This window comes from Duganella vulcania, assembly GCF_009857655.1.
Taxonomy (GTDB): domain Bacteria; phylum Pseudomonadota; class Gammaproteobacteria; order Burkholderiales; family Burkholderiaceae_D; genus Rugamonas; species Rugamonas vulcania.
In genome coordinates, this window is sequence record NZ_WWCX01000070.1 from 1 (window position 1) to 20,872 (window position 20,872).

Below are 20,872 nucleotides of genomic sequence, written 5' to 3' on the forward strand. Positions count from 1 at the left end.
GCGCCGGCCGGCGGCGGCGCCAGCGGCGCGCCGGCCAGCGCGGCGTAGAACGCCACCATCGGCCGGGGCGGCGTGTCGTCGTGGTGCATCACGTTGATCAGGCCGTGGCGGCTCTCGCCCTTGTAGCCGACCCGGCGCTTGGTGCCGGCCAGCCAGGGGATCAGCGCGTACTTGATGGTATTGGGCAGCACATAGGCGTCGGCGTAGCCGCGCTGGCGCAGCAGGCGCGCGTACTTCCAGCGCTCCTTCAGTTGCAGCGCGCCGTGGCGGAACGGGGTTTCCAGCACCTCGTCGACCTCGGCCATCTGGCGCCACACGGGCGACACCGCCGGCGGCGCCAGCACGTCGATCGGCCGCCCGGGATGGGCGGCGCGCAGCAGTTGCAGCAGCGGCTGGGCCATGACGGCGTCGCCGATCCAGTTGGGGGAAATGACCAGGGTGCGCGGGGCGGTCCCGGCGGTGACGGTTTTATCGGGTAACACGGAATCTTTCATCGTCAGGCCGGTGGCCCATGCCGGCTCGATTATCGCCCATCGCGGCCCCCGCCACAAGCCGGGACCGCCGCTGGAAGGGCCCGGCCATGCTGCTATAATCAGCCTTTTTGCCGGCCCCCGCCGCCCCGACCGCGTGACCATGACCCCAGCCAGCCCCTCGACGCCGCACACCGAATATGGCGGTCCGCTCTCCTCGACCATGATCTTCCTGCTGCCGGCGCTGGCGCTGTCGAGCAAGCTCGGCCTCGGCATTGTCCAGCTGCTGATCCTGCTGCTGCTGATCCGCCGCGGCCGCACGCTGCTGCCGCTGTACCAGCGCCACTGGAACGACATCGGCGGCGTGGTGCTGGCCTTTGGCGGCTACTTCCTGGTGTCGCTGGTGCGGCTGGCGGTGGACCACCAGCGCCTGAGCACGCTGGACGGGCCGTCGCGCCTGCTGTTCGGCCTGAGCTGCATCGGCGTGGTCTACTACCTGCGCCCGCGCGCCCGCCACTTCTGGCTGGGGCTGTGCCTGGCCGCCGTGCTGGCGGCCGTGGTTGCGCTGTACCAGGTGACCGTGCTCGGCATGGAGCGCGCGATCGGCTTCACCCACCATGAGATCACCTTTGGCGACCTGGCGCTGGCCTGCGGCCTGATGTCGCTGTGCGGCCTGACCGACCTGCGCCACACGCGCATGGCCTGGCTGCCCGGCGTCGGCCTGGTGTGCGGCCTGCTGGCCTCGATGCTGTCGGCCTCGCGCGGCGGCTGGCTGGCGCTGCCGCTGGTCGCGATCCCGATCGTCCGCTACGGCGTGCAGCTGTACGGCCGCCGCCTGCTGGTGGTGGGCGCCGCGCTGCTGGCGCTGGTCGTGCTGGCGCTGGCCATACCGGCCACCGGCGTGGCCGGACGGATCGGACAGGCGCTGGCCGAAATCCAGCGCTACCTGGCGCTGGGCGACGCCACCACCTCGGTCGGCATCCGCCTGGAGCTGTGGAAGGCGTCGGTCATGATGTTCCTCGAACATCCATGGCTGGGCGTGGGCCGCGACCAGTTCGACGTGGCGCTGCATGCGCTGGCGGCCCAGGGCCGTCTGCAGCAGTCGCCGGCGCTAACCTATAGCAGCAGCCACAACGACATGCTGAACTGCCTGGCCACCGGCGGCCTGCTGGACTTCAGCCTGCTGATCCTGATGTATGTGGCGCCGCTGCGCTTCTTCTCCCGCCAGCTGCGCAGCGCGGACCGCGGCCAGCGCCCGCTGGCCCTGGCCGGCATGGTGGTGGTGGTGGCCTTCATGGGTTTCGGCCTGACCGACGTGATGTTCTGGCTGATGATGACGAAAGTGTTTTACGTCATGATGGTGTGCAGCCTGGTGGGCATGTGCCTGGCCGCGCAATACCCGGCGCCGGTGCCGCGCCGCATCCTGATCGCCCGCACCGACAACATCGGCGACGTGGTGCTGACCCTGCCGCTGGCCGGCTACCTGAAGCAGCTGTATCCGCAGGCCGAGATCGTGTTCCTGTGCCGCCGCTACGCCGCCGCCGTGGTGGCGCAGTGCCGCCACGTGGACCGGGTGCTGACGCAGGAAGAGCTGGGCGACGACTGGGCCGACGGCCTGGCGCGCAGCGGCTGCGACACGATGATCTTCACCTTCCCGATGCGCACGCTGGCGGCGGCCGCGCGCCGCGCCGGCATCGAACGCCGCATCGGCAGCAGCCACCGCATCCACCACTGGTACCACTGCAACCGCCTGGCCACGTTCAGCCGGGCCAACTCGCCGCTGCACGAGGCGCAGCTGAACTTCAAGCTGCTGCTGCCGCTGGGCGTGGACTACGAGCCGCCGCTGGAACTGTTAAAGACCATGTACGGCCTGAACACGCCGCGCCATCCGGCCGCCGACGCGCTGCTGGCCGGCCCCGGCTTCAAGCTGATCCTGCATCCGAAGTCCAACGGCAACGGCCGCGAATGGCCGCTGCAGCACTACACGGCGCTGGCCGAGTTGCTGCGCGGGGTCGAGGGCGTGCGGGTGCTGGTGACCGGCAGCAAGGCCGAGGGCGAACTGCTGGCGCAGCAGGCGCCGGCCCTGCTGGCCTTGCCGAATGTGGAGAATCTGTGCGGGGAGCTGGACCTGGATGGCTTCACCGCGCTGATCGGCGGCTGCGACGGCTTGATCGCCAGCGGCACCGGGCCGCTGCACCTGGCGTCCGCGCTGGGGCGGCCGGCGCTGGGCCTGTTCCCGCCGCTCAAGCCGATCGACATCGTGCGCTGGGGCGCGCTGGGTCCGCGCGCGCGCAGCCTGTGCACGCAGGTCGCCTGCGGCCACTGCGAGGACGCGGCGCGCTGCACCTGCATGCTGGCGATCACGCCGCAACAGGTGCTGGAAGTGGTGGAATCGTGGCGCGCCGAGGCGCTGGTGCCGGCCTGAGCCGCCGTCCCCGCGCAGGCGGGGATCCATACAACATGTCCGTCGCCTGCGCGGGGACGACGGCTAGTCCTGCATCGTAATGCGCACCAGGTCGGCGACGTTGTCGACCCCCAGCTTGGCCATCAGCCGCGCCTTGTGCACTTCCACCGTGCGCACGCTGATGCCCAGCGCCGGCCCGATCTCCCGGTTGTGGCGGCCCATCACCACCAAGTCCATCACCTCCCGCTCGCGCGGCGTCAGCTCGCTCAGCAGGGTGTCGCTGCGGCTGCGCCGCTGCTGTTCCGTGTGCACGCTGCGCGCGCGCGCCAGCGCCTCGTCGATGGCGGCGATCAGCTTGCCGTCGTCGACCGGTTTCTCCAGGAAGTCCACCGCGTCGGCCTTGAACGCCGCGCGCGCCATGCTGACGTCGCCATGCCCGCTCATGATGATGACCGGGATGCGGCAGTCGCGCCGCCGCAATTCCATCTGCAGGCTCAGGCCGTCCATGCCGGACATGCGGATGTCGATCAGCATGCAGCCGCGCCACGCCGGCTGCCACGCCTGCAGGAAGGCCTCGCCGCTGGCGAACATCGCGGTGCGGTAGCCGCGCACGCCCAGCAGCAGGCTCAGCGCGTCGCGCACCGACGGGTCGTCGTCGACGATGAATACGGTTAAATCATGCTGCATAGCTCACCTGCTCTCCATCCTGCTCCAAAGGACGCCCCAACGGCAGCGCCAACCTGAAAATGCCATGATCGTCCACCTCGGCCCACAGCGAGCCGCCGTGCGCCTCCATGATGGCGCGGCTGAGCACCAGCCCCAGGCCCAGCCCGCTGGCCTTGGACGACACGAACGGCTCGAACAGGCGCGCCGCCAGCGCGGCCGACACCCCCTTGCCGCTGTCCTCCACCGTCAGCTGCAGGCAGCCGCCCTTGCGCAGCTTGCCGCCGCGGCGCTTGCCGTCCAGCCGCTCGCCGGTGACCGTGATGCGGCGCGCGCCCGGCGGCTGTTCCTGCACCGCCTCCAGCGCGTTGGCCAGCAGGTTGCGCAGCACCAGCTCCAGCTGCAGCCGGTCCGCCAGGATGGGCAGCGGCGGGATCTCGCCCACCTTCAGCTCGACGCCGTGCTCGCGCATCTGGGCGAAGAACTGCTGGCTGATGCCCGCCACCAGCTGGCCGGGCTCGACCGCCTCCAGCTTCATCGCGCCGGTGCGGAAGAAATCGCGCAGCCGCCGCACCACTTCGGCGGCCCGGCCCGATTCGGCGATCATGCGCTGGATCGGCCCCTTGAGCGCGTCGCCGCTCTCGCCCCGCTCCAGCAGAAATTCGCAGGCCTTGCCGTAGGCGCTCAGCGCCGTCAACGGCTGGTTCAACTCGTGCGCCAGCGCGGCCGCCATCTCGCCGGCCGCCGCCAGCCGCATCGTCTGCTTGAGCTCGCTCGCGACCTTGCGCAGCTCGTCCACCGCGATGCCGATCGAAAAGCCCACCAGCGCCAGCACCGCGTCCAGCATCTGCAACTCGTGCACGGCGATGTTGACCGCGTGGTTCCACTTGACCAGCGCGCCGATGCCGGCCTGCAGCACGAACACGATCAGCGCCGTGCCGAACAGGCCCTGGCGGAACGCGGCCCAGATCACCGGCAGGAACAAGAAATAAAAATGCTTGAACTCCGAGGTGGCGATGGTGCCGAACACCATGTACAGCACGCAGATCGCCAGCGCCAGGTAGCCCAGCGTCTCGGCCCGCCACACCGTCGCCCGCAAGCGCCGCCGGCCGGCCGCGCTCGACAGCATCCAGATCAGCGGCATCGACACCAGCACCCCGACCATGTCGCCGATGCCGAAACGCAGCACCGCCTCGCCCCACTGCCCGGCCGGGATCAAGCCGGCCGCCGACAGCAGCGAGATATAGCCGAGGTCGTTGATCATGGTGCCGGCCACCACGATCAGCAGCCACTGGAACATGCGGTCGCGGCTGTCGAACACGCCGCCGTCGCCGAACTGGCGCCGCAGCGCCGCGCCCAGCAAACCGTAGCCCACGGTCAGCCACAGCGCGCCCAGCACGCTCACCGCCCAGCCGGCCGGCACGCCGCGCACCAGCAGCTCGCCGCACAGCAGCGCCACAAACCACGCCGGCGCCGCACGCCAGCCATGGCGCAGCCAGAACACCAGGCCCAGCGCCGGATCGGGATTCCACGGCGTGATGTTCAGGCCGTAGAACGGGTCGATATACGTGGCCCAATCGAACAGCAGATAGAGCGCCACGAAGGCGGGGATTTCCAGGTGGCGCAGACGGGAAGGTGACATACGGGGCTTTGTATCGTTATGTAGCATTATGCATTGCCGGAATTCATCCCGCATTGCTTTTTACAACTACGGGTTCCCCTTAGGCCTGCGCTTTCGCCTCTATACAACACTTGGTTTTCCTAAGCGGCAATTATTAAGGGAAAACCGTAAGCCTTTACCCCAATTTACAATACGTTACACAGGATTTACACTGCAAACATGTCGTAATGGCACCTACCGTTGCCGGGACGATATTGAGCCACCGCGCCGCGCCACCCCTGCAGCCGCTTTTGATGAGAGTCGTTCGATGTCGCAGTTAATCACTATCCGCTCCGGCGTGGCCGGCTTCAACGGCCTGAAGCAAGTCCGCGAATCGCTCAAGCTGTCGCTGCGCGCGATGCTGCACCGCCAGGCCACCGGCGGCTGGCTGCAATTGCTCAACTCCCATCCGCTGTTCATGGAACTGGTCAAGGCCCGTCCGCGCCTGCTGTACAAGATCTACCGTCCCTACCTGAGCAACACCATGGGCTGCGCCGAGCGCGTCGACCTGCTGCAACAACACTACCGCTTCATCTTCCGCCAGGGCCTGGGGCCGCTGACGGTGCGCGCCGCGCGCGGCTCGGTGGTGCTGGGCGGCATCGAGGGCAAGTCCGGCCTGCCCTACCAGATCCGCCTGTCCGCCATCGAGCCGATGGAGCGCGAAGGCGAACTGGTGCTGCAGCTGTACCAGGACGACGGGCTGGTCTACAGTTGCGCGTTCTCCTTCCAGCAGGGCGTGCGCGGCATGGTGCTGAGCGTGGGCTGCATGCAGGGGTCGAAGAGCGAGCTGGGCCTGCAACGGATCAAGGACGCCACCCGCGAGCTGCACGGCCTGAGGCCGACCAATATGATGGTCAAGCTGCTCAGCCAGATCGGCCACGACTACGGCTGCGCCGAGCTGCGCCTGGTCAGCAACGCCAACCGCGTGGTATGCGGCGCCACCCGCCAGGGCAAGGTGCACGCCGACTACGATACCTTGTGGCAGGAGCTGGACGCCGCCCGCCGCGCCGACGGCGACTGGCGCCTGCCGTGCGAGGCCATCGCGCCGCCGGACCTGGCGGCGATCGCGTCGAAGAAGCGCTCGGAGGCGCGCAAGCGCCACGAGACGCTGCTGGCCCTGAGCGCGGTCATCCGCGCCGGCCTGAGCGCGCCGCGCTTCGAGACCGTGCCGACACCGTTGAGCCAGAACTACAGCACCCTGACGGTCACCGCACACGACGGCGACGAATACGCACTGGCCTGAAAAATCCGGTACCATGGGCCTTTCGTCCAAGGAGAAATACCATGCGTGTGGATATTTATTACCGAGATGAAGCAAAAGGCAAACACAGCTACCTGGCTGTGCCGGAGGGCAAACCCATCCCCGAGGAAGCCACCAATACCGACTGGCACCCTGAAGCGCGGCACGTCGAGGTCGACGACGCGCGCGACGACCTGCCCCGCTACCACATCGTCCACCCCCTGGAGCAGATCGGCGCCAAGGGGTATGCCATCACCAGCCTCGACGGCCAGCTGTAACCCCGCACACCAGTGACCGGGGTCTGACCCCGTACGGGGTCAGACCCCCTTCGGTTGGGGGTTATCCGTAGTCGATCGCCACGTCCTTGGCGCCCAGCACCTGCTGAAGCGCCAGCTGAAGCTCGTCCGACGGCGCCACGCGCCACGCTTCGCCCAGCTGCACCACGCAGCCCACGCCCTGCGGCGTGATGCGCGCCGACACCGGCAAGCCATCCGCGTGGCGGTGCGGCGCCAGCACCTCGGCCATCTTGCGCACGTCCACCGAGGCCGGCAGCGCCATGCCCAGCTGCTTGCCATAGTTGATGCGCGCCGTGACGATGTCGAACACCTTCTCGGCCGAGATGCGCAGCCCGCCCGAGAAGCGGTCCTCCGACACCTTGCCGACCACGGCCAGGAACTCGTCGTCCTTGAACATGCGCTTGTTCTCCTCGAACACCTCGCTGTAGACGGTAACCTCCACCACCGCCGTCTTGTCGTCCAGCGTGACGATCAGGATCTTGCCGCGCTGGGTCATCTGCGGGCGGATGCCGGTGATCACGCCGCACAACATGCGCGGCTCGCGCGACGGCTCCAGCTCGGCCAGCTTGGTGCGGGCGAAGCGGCGCGCTTCCGGCGCGAACGAATCGAACATGTGGCCGGACAAGTAAAAGCCCAGCGCGATCTTTTCCTCGGCCAGCTTCTGGCGGTCGGTGAACGGCGCGGCCTTCACGTATTCGGGCGGCGCCACCAGGTCGGAATCGTCGCCGCCGAACAGGCTCACCTGGTTGGCCGCCTTGGCTTCCTGGTCGGCGCACTCCATCGCGAAGGTGACCGTGGCCAGCAGGATGGCGCGATCGATCGCCAGGCAGTCGAAGGCGCCCGCGCGGATCAGCGACTCGATGGTGCGGCGGTTGATCTGCTTCTTGTCCACGCGCTTGCAGAAATCGAACAGGCTGGTGAACGGGCCGCCGGCGGTGCGCGCCGCGATGATGGCCTCGATCGCGTTCTGGCCGGCGCCCTTGCAGGCGCCCAGGCCGTAGCGGATCTGCGTGACCTTCTTGCCGGTCACCGAAGGCGGCGGGCCGTCCGGCATGAAGCGGAAGTCGGACTTGTTGATGTCCGGCGGCAGGATGGTCAGGCCGCAGATGTCGATCGCGTCCTCGACCAGGATCTTGACCTTCTCGGTGTCCTCCATCGCCAGCGACATATTGGCCGCCATGAACGCGGCCGGATGGTGGGCCTTCAGGTAGGCCGTGTGGTAGGACAGCAGCGCGTACGCGGCGGCGTGCGACTTGTTGAAGCCGTAGCCCGCGAACTTTTCCATCAAGTCGAAGATCTCGTCGGCCTTCTCGGCCGACAGGCCGTCCTTGGCGGCGCCGGCGCGGAAGATCTCGCGGTGCTCGGCCATCTCCTCGGCTTTTTTCTTACCCATCGCGCGGCGCAGCATGTCGGCGCCGCCCAGCGAGTAGCCGCCAACGATCTGCGCCATCTGCATCACCTGCTCCTGGTACACCATGATGCCGTAGGTTTCGGACAGGATCGACTCGGTGCGCGGATCGGGATAGTCGAACTTCTCGCCGTGCTTGCGCTTGCAGAAGTCAGGGATCAGGTCCATCGGACCCGGACGGTACAGCGCCACCAGCGCGATGATGTCCTCGAAGCGGTCGGGACGCGCGTCCTTCAACATGCCCTGCATGCCGCGCGACTCCAGCTGGAACACGGCCACGGTCTTGGCCTTGGTCAGCAGCTCGTAGGACGGCCGGTCGTTGAGCGGCAGCTTGGACAGGTCGAACTCGGCCTCGGCCGGATCGAGCGCCTTGATGTAGCGAACCGCGCGGTCCAGGATGGTCAGCGTGGTCAAGCCCAAGAAGTCGAACTTCACCAGGCCGACCGCCTCGACGTCGTCCTTGTCGTACTGCGACACCACGCCGGCGTCGCCGCCCTGCGTGTACAGCGGGCAGAAGTCGGTCAGCTTGCCCGGCGCGATCAGCACGCCACCGGCGTGCATGCCGATGTTGCGGGTGATGCCCTCGACCTGCTGCGCCAGGTCCAGCAGCTGGGCCACCTCCTCCTCGTTCTGCTGGCGCTCCTTGAGCATCGGTTCCTCTTCGATCGCCTCGGCGATCGACACCGGCTTGCCCGGCTTGAACGGGATCAGCTTGGAGACGCCGTCGCAGAAGTTGTAGCCGAAGTCCATCACGCGGCCGACGTCGCGAATCGCGCCCTTGGCCGCCATGGTACCGAAGGTGGCGATCTGCGACACCGCGTCGCGGCCGTACAGGTCCTTGACGTGCTGGATCACCAGCTCTCGCTTTTCCTGGCAGAAGTCGATGTCGAAGTCGGGCATCGAAACGCGTTCGGGATTCAGGAAGCGCTCGAACAGCAGGTTGTACTTGAGCGGATCGAGGTCGGTGATCTTGAGCGCGTATGCCACCAGCGAGCCCGCGCCCGAGCCCCGTCCCGGCCCGATCGGCACGTCGTTGTTCTTGCCCCACTGGATGAACTCGGCCACGATCAGGAAGTAGCCGGGGAACTTCATGTTGATGATGGTGTTGTTCTCGAACTCCAGGCGCGCCTCGTAGCGCGGGCGCTGCTGCTCGCGCTTGACCGGGTCCGGGTACAGCTGCTCCAGGCGTTCCTCCAGGCCTTTCTTGGTTTCCGCGCGCAGGAAGTCGTCGATGGTCATGCCCGGCGTCGGGAAGTTCGGCAGCTGCGGCTTGCCCAGGGTCAGCGTCAGGTTGCAGCGCTTGGCGATCTCCACCGAGTTCTGCAACGCGGCCGGCAGGTCGTGGAACAGCTCGCGCATCTGCGCCTGCGACATGAAGCACATCTGCTCGTTGAAGCGGCGCACGCGCTTGTTATTGGCCAGCATCTCGCCCTCGGCGATACAGGTGCGCGCCTCGTGGGCGATGAACTCGTCCTGGCGGATGAACTGCACCGGATGGGTCGCCACCACCGGCAGGCCCAGCTTGGCGGCCAGCGCCACCGCGTGGCGCACCTGGGCCTCCTGGTTGGGCTGGCCGGCGCGCTGGATCTCGATGTAGAAATGGCCGGGGAAGATGCGCGCCCACTTCTCGGCGTTCTGTTCGGCCAGCGCCGGGTTGCCGTTCTCGATCGCCATGCCGACGTCGCCGAAGTGCGCGCCGGACAGCGCGATCAGGCCGTTGGCCGGGCTGTCGTCGGGCAGCAGCGCGTAGGTCTTGGAGGTGAGCTCGACGAGCCACTCGGTGCGGATCTCGGCGCGGCCCTTGTACTGGTTGGTGAGCCAGGCTTGCGACAGCAGCTCGCACAGCTGCAGGTAGCCCATGCGGTTCTTGGCGAACAACATCAGGCGGTGCGGCTTGTCGCGGTTGTCGTCGTTGGTGATCCAGACGTCGACCCCGACCACCGGCTTGATGCCCTTGCCGCGCGCGGCCTTGTAGAACTTGACCATGCCGAACATATTGGACAGGTCGGTGACGGCCAGCGCCGCCTGCTTGTCCTTGGCGGCGGTGGCGACCAGGTCGTCGATGCGGACCAGGCCGTCGACGATGGAATATTCCGAGTGCACCCGCAGGTGGACGAAATCCGGCCCGGTCGGGACAGCCGCTGCCGGCGCCACTGCTTGTTCGTTTGCTACCATGTTCATACGCGGCTCAATGCTGGTTCAATAACCAGCTATTTTACCGTGCGGCGGCCGGGTGCGATGAATCTGATTTGCGGCCGCGTTTGCGCCAGCTCGGCATCCGGTGTTACGCTGTGAGTACGATAGACGCATGAACAGCGCAGACCTGATCAAGCGGCTTGAGCGAGCTGGGTGGATACTCCGCAACGTCCGGGGTTCCCATCACATTTACGCACATCCATTGCGGAGCGGCCACATCAGCGTGCCTCATCCGAAAAAGGATCTTGGCACAGGCTTGGTACACAAGCTACTCAAGCAAGCTGGACTGAAATAGGACATCATCATGAGGTATCCAATCGCAATCGAGCCCGGTGACGCAACGCATGCATTTGGCGTTGTCATACCCGATCTTCCCGGTTGCTTCTCAGCCGGCGACACTTTGGATGAAGCAATCGACAACGCTTGTGAAGCTGCGGAACTCTGGCTGACGACTGTAATTGAGGACGGCGGCGATGCTCCCCAAGCGCGCTCCTTCACGGAACATCATGCAAATCCTGAGTTTGCCGGTTGGATTTGGGCGGTCATTTCCATCGATGTGGCCGCGCTGGCGCCCAAGAACCCCAGCCACGCCGCTTAATAACTTCTGGATGCCCGGCTATCGAGCGGAACGAACGGCTGCGCCTGATCACGAGGTTCCGCCAGGGACGCCAGCGATTCCGCAACGAAGCTGACCGGCAAATCCGGGTTGTCCAGGGCCGCACGCCCTACTCGCGCCCAAAACTCGATCTGGCCGGCGACCGTGCGGTGCTCCAGCGCCGCATCCTGCCTGGCGAGCTCATATAAATCCTGATTAATGCGAACCGAGGTACTTTCCGCCATCATCTCCTCCTGACTACATTGGTAGTAAAAGCCTAGCACTTAATTCGAGAACCTGCCTGTTTTTTAAGCACAAAAAGCGCGTATAATACCGGCTCTTCATATTTTTTGATCATCTCCACCATGCACGCTAATACTGCTTTACAAGCTGAAGCGCATGCCGCCGCCACCGCTGCCGCTGCCGCTCACGTCAACATCGCCGCCTACAAATTCGTCACCTTCAACGACACCGAGGCGATGCGCCCGCTGTACCAGGACATCTGCCAGCGGCTGGGCCTGAAAGGCACCATCCTGCTGACGCCGGAAGGCATCAATATGTTCCTGTCCGGCCCGCGCAGCCACATCGACGAGTTCCTGGCCTGGGTCCGCAGCGACGCCCGCTTCGCCGACCTGGAAGTGAAGGAAAGCTATTCGACCGAGCAGTCGCACAAGCGCATGCTGGTGAAGATCAAAAAAGAAATCATCACCATGCGCATGCCGCTGATCAAACCGGAGGAAGGCCGCGCGCCCTTCGTTGAAGCGGCCACGCTCAAGCGCTGGCTCGACAACGGCGTCGACGACAACGGCCAGCCGGTGGTCATGGTCGACACCCGCAACGATTTCGAGGTCGACGTCGGCACCTTCGACAACACGGTCAACTACCGCATCAAGAAGTTCACCGAGTTCCCGGAAGTGATCGCCGCCCACAAGGACGACTTCGCCGGCAAGACCGTGGTCACCTTCTGCACCGGCGGCATCCGCTGCGAAAAGGCCGCCATCCACATGCAGAACATCGGCTACGAGAACGTGTACCAGCTTGAAGGCGGCATCCTGAAGTACTTCGAGGAAGTCGGCGGCGCCCACTACACCGGCGACTGCTTCGTATTCGACTACCGCACCGCGCTCAATCCGAAACTGGAACCGACCGAGACCGTGCAATGCTTCGTCTGCCGTTCGGTGGTCACGCCGCGCCAGCAGCTGTCGCCGGAATACGTGTACGAGAAATCCTGCCCGCACTGCTACGGCAAGAAGTAACAACAACGGCGCCACGAGGGCGCCGTTGTTGTATGGGTCGTTGTTGCAGGGTTTATTGCGGCACGCGCGGCACCAGTTGCTGCAGCACCGACTGGTAGGCGTTGCGGGCGGTCTGGAACACCGCCAGCTTGGCGTTCAGCTCGGCCATCTGCGCATCGACAAACCGCAGGTTGGCGACCTGCTCCTGCGCCGCCTCGCTCAGCTCGCTGAGCTTGTAGCTGATGCCGTCCACGGTGACTTCAATTTCATCGTCCATATCGTTTCTTCGCTATTCGATACGGCTTAGTGGAAATATGCCGCGATCTCGCGCACATCGCTGTCACCGAGCGTCCCAACGGAGGCCCGCATGCGCAGCGAAGTCAGCAGATAGTTGTAGCGCGCCTGGGCCAGATCACGCTTCGCGGTGTAGAGCTGCTGTTTGGCGTTCAATGCATCGAGGTTGATACGTATTCCGCCTTTAATGCTCTGCTCCGTTGCAGTGATCAGCAACTCGGCCGAAGCAACCGACTTCATCAGCGCATCCACGCGCTTGACGCTGCTGAACATGACGCCATAATCCTTGCGCAATTCCAGCAAGACCTTATCGATCTGTGCCTGCAAATCGGCCTTGGCTTTTTCCTCATTTGCTACCGTCTGGCGTTTTTGCGCGCTGAGCTGGCCGCCAGAATACAGGGGGACATTCACCTGGACACCGATGCTGCGAATGGTCTGGTCCTGATTTACGGTCGAGATTGCATCCGACGCGGTCTTGCCGTAAGTCGCTACGAAGTCGACGCGCGGCGCAAACGCTGCGCGTGCCTTGTTATATTCCTGGTGCGCGATTTCCACATTCAACGACATCGCTTTGATATCGGGATTGGTTTCAATCGCGATCTGCTTCCAGTACTCGAACGTCTGGCCGTCGCTTGGACGAATGCGGAAGTCCGGCGACAAACGGTCGACTTCTCCCACCTCGCCTCCAATGATGGTCGCTAACGTCTCGCGCGACACCATTAAATTTTCCGTGTACTCCAGCACTTGAGCTTCCGCGCCATCGAGCCGGGCCTGGGTTTCCAGCATGTCGGTCTTGGTGCCCTCACCATTCTTGAACATGCGGTCGTTGACCTTGCGCTGCTCCGCATACATGTCGCGCTCGACGGTGGCGAGCGCCAGCAGGTCTTCCTTGAACAGCAGGTCGATATACGCGTTGGCTACACGGAAAATGACTTCCTGCCGCTGGCTGTCGTACACCGAGGCCGCATACGCGGTCTGCGCCTTGCCTTGCTTGAAGCGTGCCCAGCCGTCGAGATTGAACAAGGGCTGCCGTAACTGCACGGTCGCTGAACGCGAAATATAATCGTACGGCACAACGTGTTCAGCTTGCGTCAACGTTGTACGGTTCTGGCTGGCGCTATAACCACCACTCAGATTCGGCAACAGGTTGGCCAAACCCAGCGCCTTGTTTTCCTTGCCAGCCTCATTGGTGTAATACGCCGAACGGAAGGTCGGATCGTTTTTCAGCGCCGCCTCGTAAGCCTGCAGGAAGCCAAGCGCGTGAGCGCCCGAAGCTTGCAGTAGGACTCCGGCAACGCAAGCCTTCGCCATCATGGCCGCAAACCGACGCGGCTGTGCTTTTGACATCTTGGCCACGGTTACTCCTCCGTCATTGAAGTCTTGGCGCGATCGAAGATCGGCTTCAGCAGATAGCTCATCATCGAGCGCTCGCCCGTCTTGACGAACATCTCGACCGGCATGCCGGGCACGACATTCAGTTTCTTGTCAGCGATCAGCTTGGCGCCTTCCGGCGTGACGCGCGAGCGGACCTTGTAGTACGCCTGGCCAGTACGCTCATCCACGGTACGGTCGGCGGCCACCTGGATCACTTCGCCAGGAATATGCGGCGTCTTGTTCGCGTTGAATGCCGAGAAGATCAAATCCACTTTCAGGCCCGGGTGAACTTTGTCGATCAGATTGACAGCCAGCTGTCCTTCCACCACCAACGTATCATTGCTGGGAACAATTTCCATCAGGCGTGCGCCGGCACCGACCACGCCGCCGCGCGTGAACACGCTCGAACCCACCACGGTACCGGCCACCGGCGATTTGATTTCCACATTGGCGAAATCGAAGGTTTGGCTTTGCAGACGGCTTTCCAGCGCATCGGCTTCTTTCTGCACATCGCTCAATTGGCTGCGCAGTTCTTTCTGGTATTCCTGAGTGCGCTGCAGTTTGCGGAATTTCATTTCGGAGATTTGACGCTGCGAGCGTCCGATATTCCCGATGTCTTCGGAAATCGCACCATTGATCTGCGCATAGGTACGTTCCAGTTCCAGGAAACGGTTACGGGCGATATAGCCGTCCTTGGCCAGCTCGCGCGTATCATCCAGCTGCTGCTTCAGCAGTGCTTTTTGTTCCTTCTTGGCCGCCAGCGATTCCTGCACGCCGGCGATTTGCAGTCCCAAGCCGGCTATGTTCTCATCCGCACCGCCCAGTTCGCTTTGCAGCGCCATGCGGCGGGAATTCATCAATTGGCTTTGTACCGCCAGGTTCTCGACCAGGCGCGGATCATCCTTGTACTGGTTGAGCGATGCCGGCAACGTGATGGCCGACTGCCCAAGGAGCTCGGATTGCATGCGGGCAGCGGTCACGCGGCTGGACAAATATTGCGCGCGAGTGGTTTCCAGCGCAGCTTTTGTCTGGACGTTATTCATACGCACCAACACCTGGCCCGCCTTGACCACATCGCCATCCTTCACCAGGATGTCCTGCACGATCCCGCCCGGCAGCGATTGGATGGACTTGCGGCTGGACTCGCTAGCCAGTGTTCCAGGCAGCGGCACACCTTTATCGAGCGGGGCGAAAATAGCCCAAGCCAGGAAACCCAGCACGCCGCACAACACAATGATCCAACCCATCCTGGCATATGACCCGGCATCCGTGTTAACCGTCAGTGGAGTGACGTCATGGCTAATGACCTCCACCGGAGCTTCTTTCTTGGTAATGAGATTCGACATGATTTAATCCTGTTCCGTTGGTGCCGCATTTTGCGGGGCGGCCTGTTGCTGTGCTGCCTGCTGCTGGGCGACCAGTTGCTGCTCAGCCTGCTGTGCCGACTGCTGCTGGCCGGCTTGTTGCTGGGCCGCCTGCTGTGCCGCCGCCTGCTGTTGCATGTGAGCGTTCTGCGCCTCCTGCAACGCCGCCAACACCTGGCTGGTCGCACCGAAAGCGGTGACAACGCCGTCGCGCAACAACAGCAGCTTGGTCGTGGCACTGATGATGCTGGTGCGATGGGTAATCAGCACAATGGTTTTGCCGCGGGCGCGCAAATCGTTGATCGCCATGAGCAGCGCGGCTTCGCCGACGTCATCCAGATTGGAGTTCGGCTCATCGAGCACCAACACCGACGGATCGCCATACATGGCGCGCGCCAGGCCGATACGCTGGCGCTGTCCGCCGGACAAACCTGCGCCGCCCTCGCCCATCAAGGTGTCGTAACCTTTAGGGAAATGCAAAATCATGTCGTGGACGCCGGCGCGTTTCGCAGCCAGCACCACCTTGTCCGCATCCACCTCGCCAAAGCGGGCGATGTTCTCGCTGATGCTACCGCCGAACAATTCAACGTCTTGCGGCAGGTAACCCAGATTCGGGCCCAACTCGCCCTTATTCCACTGGTAGATATCCGCGCCATCAAGGCGCACCTTGCCTACCATCGCCGGCCAAACGCCCACCAACAGACGGGCCAAGGTCGATTTACCGGAACCGCTAGGACCGATAACGCCCATCACGTCGCCAGGCTGGACAGCAAAGCTGACGCCCTTCAGCACCGCCACCGCCGTACCCGGTGGCGCCGACGTGACGTTCTCCACGGTCAGCATGCCTTGCGGCTTCGGCAGCGCCATACCGACTGCGCGTTCCGGATTGTCGGCCAAAAGCTTATTCAGCCGTTCGTAAGCACTACGCGTGCTGGCGAACGACTTCCATACGCCGATCAGCTGCTGCACCGGCGCCAGCGCGCGGCCCACCAGGATCGAAGCGGCAATCATCATGCCGGGGGTAATCTTGTTTTCCAAAACCAGCAGCGCGCCCAGACCCAGTACCAGCGACTGCAGCGACACTTGCACAAACTTGGTGATGGCGCTGATCTTGCCGGCCTTTTCGCTGGCGTCCGCTTGCAGGTGCAGGAAACGGCCGTGCAATTTGAACCAGCGCCCCATCAGATCGGGCAGCATGCCCATCGATTCGATCACTTCGGCGTTCCGCAAATTATTGCTGGCCAGGTTATTGGAAATGATCGCCATGCCATTGGCATCGGCCAGAGGCTTGTGCGTGACGCGCTCGTTGACATAGGCCAGCACCACCAGCACGATCGTGCCGGCCAGAGCGAACAGTCCCAGCGAAGGCTCGAAGACAAAAATAACGATGAGGTAAACCGGGAACCACGGCGCATCGAAGAATGCGAACAGCGCATTGCCGGTCAAGAACTGGCGCAGGTTGGTCAGGTCGGCCAGCGCTTGTCCAGCGTTGCCGCCGGAACGTTTCAGGTTGGATTCAAACGCAGCGGTGTAAACACGCTTGTTGAGCTCCATGTCGAACTTGGCGCCGACCCGTATCAGCACAAAGCTGCGGATCAGGTCCAGCGCACTCATGACGATGTAGGCGCCCAGCATGATCAGCGTCAGCATCAGCAAGGTAATTTCATTGCGGCTCGCTAGCACGCGGTCATAGACCTGCAACATGTACAGCGACGGCACCAGCATCAACAGGTTGCTGACGGCACTGAACGTACCGACCGTGACAAAGGTACTCTTGAACTTGCGCAGCACTTGTTCAATTTCACTCTTGGAGTTGTTTAAAAGGTTATTTTTCATATATATGCCTGCGCAGTGCAACGATGAAGCAAGTCTTCATCGACTGGAAGAATACCCACAACCAGCCACTGCTTATGCTTTAGGTAATGAGCGAGGGATTCTACAAAAAAATGCTACGGAGTAGCGGACGAAGAGATTATCGCCGAAAACGAGGAAGAAATGTGATGCGCATCACATTTTTTTAGCTTATACGCACAAAAAATGGATTTGGCTACGAATGGCGCAAACCGCCGTTTATCTAGGCAGTGTAGCGACTAAGGACGGCAGGATCAACCGCGCGGGATGAAAAAAAGCCGGGCTTGCGCCCGGCTTTTCTAGATAACTGGGACCAGGTCCCGGTTATTACAGGGTGATGCCGTGAGCAGCGATTGCAGCAGCGCTACCGGTAGCAGCCAGGTCAACCAGGCCAACCAGTTTAACGATGTTGTCAGCGCCGGCCACGAACGAAGCGCCAGCCGAAACGTCGTCAACCACGTAGGTGTTGCCACCGAACTGGAACCAGCTAACGATACCGTGGGCCGAACCATTGCCCGAGCTAGCTTGGGCGATGTAGTCGGCGAACAGCGCGGTGCTGTTGTTCAGCGAGATCTTAGCGGCAGCAGCGGAACCACCGTTGAACACTACCGTGTTAGCGGTCGAATCCAGCACCAGGGTGTCCAGGTGCTGCAGGCCGGTAACGGTCGAGTAGGTGTTAGCCGAGGTAGCAACGCCAACGGTCAGCGAATCCAGCGTGCCGGAAGCGTGTGCGCCGAAGGTAATCGTGTTCTGACCCGAACCAACGACCACGGTGTTAGCACCGGTACCAACGACCAGGGTGTTGTTACCAGCGCCAGCCAGCGTTACGCCGTTGGTGCCGTTACCCAGGGTAACGATGTTGTTACCAGCAGCTTCGCTGATGGTGTTGTTACCATTGCCAGCGGTGATGGTGTCGGTCTTGCCCACATCGGCTGCGCCGGTGAACACCAGGTTGCCGCTAGCTGCGGTGACAGTCGCACCAGCGATTGCGGTGGCAGCAGTGGTCAGGGTGAAGGTTGCGCCCTTAGCCACGCCAGTTGCGTCAACGGTGGTGATGGTGTTGCTGGTCAGACCATTCAGGGTCAGGCTTTCAGCGCCGGTAACTACCAGCTTGGTCACAGCCGTATCGGTCAGTGCCACCGTGTTGGTGCCGGTGCTGACGCCGCTCGTCACGGTGCCGTTGCTGGCGATGTTGACGGTTTCGATCGAACCGATGCTGACGCCGCTGGCGAAGTTGATACCGGCGGTTTTCGACGTACCCAGGTTCAGCTGGATGCTGTCGGTAGCGGTGTCAGCCTTCAGACCGTAGGTAACCAGGTGAGTAGGGTTAGCCAGCAGCGACAGCGAGGTGCCAGCAGCGACGTTGGCGAAGGTCACAGCCGAACCACCGTCTACGCCAACTTGCACGCCTTTGATGCCGGTCAGTACGGAAACGTCGAACACACCAGTACCGCCGGTAGCGTCCACCACTTCGAAGTTGACCAGCTTGGCGCCGGTTGCAGCGGTCAGCAGGGTACCGCCTGCGCCAACCAGGTTGATCACGTCAGCCGAACCGGCGCCGCCGTCGATCTTCGAGGTAGCAGCTGCGGATACCACGACGGTGTCCACACCCGAGCCACCTTCGTAGGTGGTTTGAGTGGCGTTCACGGTCACGGTGTTCGCGCCGGTCGAAGCAGCAGCGTTCACGTCGGTGATTGCGGTCAGAGCGCTAACGTCAGCGGTCAGGCCAGCAGCGCCGGAGACGGTGATGGTTTTCAGGTTCGACAGGCCACCAACCGAGGTCATGGTCAGTGCGTTGCTACCGGCAACGGTCAGTGCCGTAGCTGCGGTGTCAACGAAGTTAGCCAGGGTCGAGTCCTTGGTAGCGGTCGTCACGTTGATGGTCGTGAAGTGGTTGCTGGTGTCGGTGATGGTGTTAGCACCGCTCAGACCATTCAGGGTCAGCGCCAGGGTTTTGACGGTTTCGGTGGTCAGGCCGCTGGTCAGGTTCAGGGAACCGGCGGTGCCGCTCAGGCTCAGTTTCGACAGAGCGTTCGACGAGATCGACGAACCTGCACCGTAGTTTGCCAGGGTAGCCGAAGCGATGGTTGCGGCCTTGGTGGCGCTGCCAGCGTTCACGTCAGCGATGGTAACAGTGCCGTTAGCCAGACCCGAGGTGCCAGCGACGACGGCGGTGTTAGCCGTCGTGTGAACGTCGGTGTTGGTGGTACCAGTACCGGTGCCAATGGTTACGCCGGAGGAAATGGTGAACGCGGTGCCAGGAACAGCAGCGGTCAGCGTGAAGGCGCCAGCGGCGGCAGCACTTACGGTGATGCCAGGAGCGGTGATAGCGGCAGCCAGGGCTGCAGCAGCGGTCGTGACGGACGCAGCTTGGCCAGCAGTCAGGGTGACCGAGTACACGACACCATTGACGGTAGCAGTCAGGACATCGCCTGCACCTGGGGTGCCGCCGATGGTCAGCGTGTCAACCTGGGCAATACCAGCGGTACCAGCAACAGCAGCGACAGCAGCCGACTGAGTCACGTTCACAGCGGTGGTGATCGCGGTGCCGTTGACGACCACAGCGCTCTGGGTCGCGGTGGTCGGGGTGCCAGGAACTGCAGTCGTCGAGCTCGAGCCGGTTTCATTTACGGTTACGGTCGTGCCACCGGTAACGGTGATCGTGCCGGCTTGAGCGCCGCCAGCGATCGCTGCGGTTTCATTGATGACGACATCGCCGGTAGGGGCAGTGGTGCCGCCTACAGTGATCGTGCCAGTGGTCGCGCCGAGAGCGGTGATGGTAACGTTAGAGCCACCGTTCACAGTCACAGCGTGGGTGGTCAGGGCCGAATCAGTTTCGGTCACAGTGGTGGTACCTGCAGCAGTCAGGCCAGCGCCGCCAACCGATGCAACTTTCAGTGCGGTAGTGCCGACGAAGCTGGAGGTGTCAACAGTAATGCTGTTGTTTGCCGAAGTGACATTCACATTCTGAATGTTTTTAATGGTGACCGAAGTAGGAACCGCGAATGCATGGCCAGCATCAACGGTATCGATCACGTTCAGGGTGTTGGTACCGGCGCCGCCGTCGATGCTGTCCAGAGCGGTCAGGGTCGCGGTGTTGGTTGCGCTTGGAACTGCATTGAACACGTCGTTGGCTGCGGTGCCGACCAGAGTGTCAACGCCGGTGGTCAGAACGGTGCTAACGGTTACTGGAACGATCAGACCGTCGACAGCTGCCAGCACGTTGGTGTGGAATGCGGTCAGGTCGGTGGTCGCGGTAACTTGCGACAGCAGGGCGGCAGCCTTGGCGGCAGCAGCGTCACCTTGGAAGGAAACGACCTTGGCGATGGTGTCCAGCGAGTTGGTGAAGTCGGTAGCGACAGCATTGACCTTGGCAACCAGGGCGGTATCCGCCAGACCTTGTACCGAGGTGTTGGAGCCGTTTACAGCGCCTTCGGTGATGGCCAGGGAGGCGTTTTCACGGCTCACGATGCCTTTTTCGATCAGGTTGACCCAGTAGTTGCCGCCTTCGTCAGCGTTGCGGTGGAATACGTTGTTGTAGATGTCGTTAACGAACTTCAGGATCGACAGGTGGTCGTTGCCTGGCGGGTTAACTTTGTTTGCGAAGCTGCCAACCAGCTTGCCTACAGCCGAAGTTGGGTTCATTTGCGAATATGCGCTCAGAGCCGGGATGGTGGTCAGCGCGGCGTCGGTGCCAGCGAATGGGTCAGCTACCAGCAACTGAGCCGTGAAGTTAGCCAGACCGGTTGGGTCTGCAGGACGGCCAAAGTAGGAAATGTACAGTTGCTGTACGACTTGAGTGTAATCGATTGCCGCCATGAT

The 20,872-nt window shown here is 63.1% G+C and carries 16 protein-coding genes; 6 read left to right on the forward strand and 10 right to left on the reverse strand.

The genetic code is table 11. The annotated features are described in order from the left end of the window. The coding region (waaF, locus tag GTP90_RS26160; protein ID WP_161086255.1) for a lipopolysaccharide heptosyltransferase II at nucleotides 1–494 on the reverse strand (494 nt) is incomplete at its 3' end. A 139-nt stretch (nucleotides 495–633) separates the two neighbouring features. Here waaF and GTP90_RS26165 point away from each other — a divergent pair. Further along, nucleotides 634–2,895 carry a glycosyltransferase family 9 protein gene (locus GTP90_RS26165; protein WP_254452052.1) on the forward strand — a complete coding sequence of 754 codons (2,262 nt, stop codon included), beginning with the start codon at nucleotides 634–636 and terminating at the stop codon, nucleotides 2,893–2,895. A 63-nt stretch (nucleotides 2,896–2,958) separates the two neighbouring features. Here the strand turns inward: GTP90_RS26165 and GTP90_RS26170 are convergent, their stop codons facing one another. Together GTP90_RS26170 and GTP90_RS26175 are read right to left on the reverse strand one after the other, a co-directional pair. Beyond that, nucleotides 2,959–3,561, reverse strand: coding sequence for a response regulator transcription factor (locus GTP90_RS26170; protein ID WP_161086257.1), 603 nt, complete (start codon nucleotides 3,559–3,561; stop codon nucleotides 2,959–2,961). Beyond that, nucleotides 3,551–5,179 carry a sensor histidine kinase gene (locus GTP90_RS26175; RefSeq protein WP_161086258.1) on the reverse strand — a complete coding sequence of 543 codons (1,629 nt, stop codon included), beginning with the start codon at nucleotides 5,177–5,179 and terminating at the stop codon, nucleotides 3,551–3,553. Before GTP90_RS26175 ends, GTP90_RS26170 begins: the two co-directional genes overlap by 11 nt. 286 nt (nucleotides 5,180–5,465) lie before the next feature. On the opposite strand from GTP90_RS26175, the gene GTP90_RS26180 reads away from it, so the two are divergent. Together GTP90_RS26180 and GTP90_RS26185 are read left to right on the forward strand one after the other, a co-directional pair. Continuing rightward, nucleotides 5,466–6,440 carry a VirK/YbjX family protein gene (locus GTP90_RS26180; protein WP_161086259.1) on the forward strand — a complete coding sequence of 325 codons (975 nt, stop codon included), beginning with the start codon at nucleotides 5,466–5,468 and terminating at the stop codon, nucleotides 6,438–6,440. A gap of 41 nt (nucleotides 6,441–6,481) precedes the next feature. Then, on the forward strand, nucleotides 6,482–6,715 hold the full coding sequence (locus GTP90_RS26185) for a DUF6139 family protein (RefSeq protein ID WP_117011914.1): 234 nt from the start codon (nucleotides 6,482–6,484) through the stop codon (nucleotides 6,713–6,715). A 61-nt stretch (nucleotides 6,716–6,776) separates the two neighbouring features. Here the strand turns inward: GTP90_RS26185 and dnaE are convergent, their stop codons facing one another. Then, nucleotides 6,777–10,322: a DNA polymerase III subunit alpha gene (gene dnaE, locus GTP90_RS26190; RefSeq protein ID WP_161086260.1), complete on the reverse strand. Its 3,546-nt coding sequence runs from the start codon at nucleotides 10,320–10,322 to the stop codon at nucleotides 6,777–6,779. Between the two features lie 127 nt (nucleotides 10,323–10,449). Here dnaE and GTP90_RS26195 point away from each other — a divergent pair, with 127 nt between their 5' ends. Together GTP90_RS26195 and GTP90_RS26200 are read left to right on the forward strand one after the other, a co-directional pair. After that, nucleotides 10,450–10,632, forward strand: a complete 183-nt coding sequence (locus tag GTP90_RS26195) for a type II toxin-antitoxin system HicA family toxin (RefSeq protein WP_161086261.1) — start codon at nucleotides 10,450–10,452, stop codon at nucleotides 10,630–10,632. A 9-nt stretch (nucleotides 10,633–10,641) separates the two neighbouring features. Further along, the gene (locus GTP90_RS26200; protein ID WP_161086262.1) at nucleotides 10,642–10,935 is read left to right on the forward strand and encodes a type II toxin-antitoxin system HicB family antitoxin; all 294 of its coding nucleotides are present in this window, start codon (nucleotides 10,642–10,644) and stop codon (nucleotides 10,933–10,935) included. On the opposite strand, the gene GTP90_RS26205 is transcribed toward GTP90_RS26200, so the two are convergent. Beyond that, nucleotides 10,932–11,180: a ParD-like family protein gene (locus GTP90_RS26205; protein ID WP_254452053.1), complete on the reverse strand. Its 249-nt coding sequence runs from the start codon at nucleotides 11,178–11,180 to the stop codon at nucleotides 10,932–10,934. The genes GTP90_RS26200 and GTP90_RS26205 overlap by 4 nt on opposite strands. A gap of 117 nt (nucleotides 11,181–11,297) precedes the next feature. On the opposite strand from GTP90_RS26205, the gene GTP90_RS26210 reads away from it, so the two are divergent. Further along, nucleotides 11,298–12,188: a sulfurtransferase gene (locus tag GTP90_RS26210; RefSeq protein WP_161086264.1), complete on the forward strand. Its 891-nt coding sequence runs from the start codon at nucleotides 11,298–11,300 to the stop codon at nucleotides 12,186–12,188. A 52-nt stretch (nucleotides 12,189–12,240) separates the two neighbouring features. Here GTP90_RS26210 and GTP90_RS26215 read toward each other — a convergent pair whose 3' ends face one another. From GTP90_RS26215 to GTP90_RS26235, 5 genes are all read right to left on the reverse strand, one after another. Continuing rightward, entirely contained in the window at nucleotides 12,241–12,444 is a 204-nt protein-coding gene (locus GTP90_RS26215; protein ID WP_161086265.1) for a DUF6447 family protein, read from the reverse strand. A 26-nt stretch (nucleotides 12,445–12,470) separates the two neighbouring features. Continuing rightward, nucleotides 12,471–13,808, reverse strand: a complete 1,338-nt coding sequence (locus tag GTP90_RS26220) for a TolC family outer membrane protein (protein ID WP_161086275.1) — start codon at nucleotides 13,806–13,808, stop codon at nucleotides 12,471–12,473. Between the two features lie 11 nt (nucleotides 13,809–13,819). After that, nucleotides 13,820–15,181 (reverse strand): HlyD family type I secretion periplasmic adaptor subunit, encoded by a 1,362-nt coding sequence (locus GTP90_RS26225; protein ID WP_161086266.1) that lies wholly within the window; start codon nucleotides 15,179–15,181, stop codon nucleotides 13,820–13,822. A gap of 3 nt (nucleotides 15,182–15,184) precedes the next feature. Then, entirely contained in the window at nucleotides 15,185–17,035 is a 1,851-nt protein-coding gene (locus GTP90_RS26230) for a type I secretion system permease/ATPase (RefSeq protein WP_161086267.1), read from the reverse strand. A gap of 342 nt (nucleotides 17,036–17,377) precedes the next feature. Continuing rightward, complete coding sequence (locus tag GTP90_RS26235; protein WP_161086268.1) at nucleotides 17,378–20,869, reverse strand: beta strand repeat-containing protein; 3,492 nt, start codon at nucleotides 20,867–20,869, stop codon at nucleotides 17,378–17,380. Between the last annotated feature and the right edge of the window lie 3 nt (nucleotides 20,870–20,872).

Bases quoted from the DNA above. Each gene is read 5' to 3' on its own strand.
- GTP90_RS26165 (WP_254452052.1), top strand. From the start codon at position 634: ATGACCCCAGCCAGCCCCTCGACGCCGCACACCGAATATGGCGGTCCG.
- GTP90_RS26170 (WP_161086257.1), bottom strand. From the start codon at position 3,561: ATGCAGCATGATTTAACCGTATTCATCGTCGACGACGACCCGTCGGTG.
- GTP90_RS26175 (WP_161086258.1), bottom strand. From the start codon at position 5,179: ATGTCACCTTCCCGTCTGCGCCACCTGGAAATCCCCGCCTTCGTGGCG.
- GTP90_RS26180 (WP_161086259.1), top strand. From the start codon at position 5,466: ATGTCGCAGTTAATCACTATCCGCTCCGGCGTGGCCGGCTTCAACGGC.
- GTP90_RS26185 (WP_117011914.1), top strand. From the start codon at position 6,482: ATGCGTGTGGATATTTATTACCGAGATGAAGCAAAAGGCAAACACAGC.
- dnaE (WP_161086260.1), bottom strand. From the start codon at position 10,322: ATGAACATGGTAGCAAACGAACAAGCAGTGGCGCCGGCAGCGGCTGTC.
- GTP90_RS26195 (WP_161086261.1), top strand. From the start codon at position 10,450: ATGAACAGCGCAGACCTGATCAAGCGGCTTGAGCGAGCTGGGTGGATA.
- GTP90_RS26200 (WP_161086262.1), top strand. From the start codon at position 10,642: ATGAGGTATCCAATCGCAATCGAGCCCGGTGACGCAACGCATGCATTT.
- GTP90_RS26205 (WP_254452053.1), bottom strand. From the start codon at position 11,180: ATGATGGCGGAAAGTACCTCGGTTCGCATTAATCAGGATTTATATGAG.
- GTP90_RS26210 (WP_161086264.1), top strand. From the start codon at position 11,298: ATGCACGCTAATACTGCTTTACAAGCTGAAGCGCATGCCGCCGCCACC.
- GTP90_RS26215 (WP_161086265.1), bottom strand. From the start codon at position 12,444: ATGGACGATGAAATTGAAGTCACCGTGGACGGCATCAGCTACAAGCTC.
- GTP90_RS26220 (WP_161086275.1), bottom strand. From the start codon at position 13,808: ATGTCAAAAGCACAGCCGCGTCGGTTTGCGGCCATGATGGCGAAGGCT.
- GTP90_RS26225 (WP_161086266.1), bottom strand. From the start codon at position 15,181: ATGTCGAATCTCATTACCAAGAAAGAAGCTCCGGTGGAGGTCATTAGC.
- GTP90_RS26230 (WP_161086267.1), bottom strand. From the start codon at position 17,035: ATGAAAAATAACCTTTTAAACAACTCCAAGAGTGAAATTGAACAAGTG.
- GTP90_RS26235 (WP_161086268.1), bottom strand. From the start codon at position 20,869: ATGGCGGCAATCGATTACACTCAAGTCGTACAGCAACTGTACATTTCC.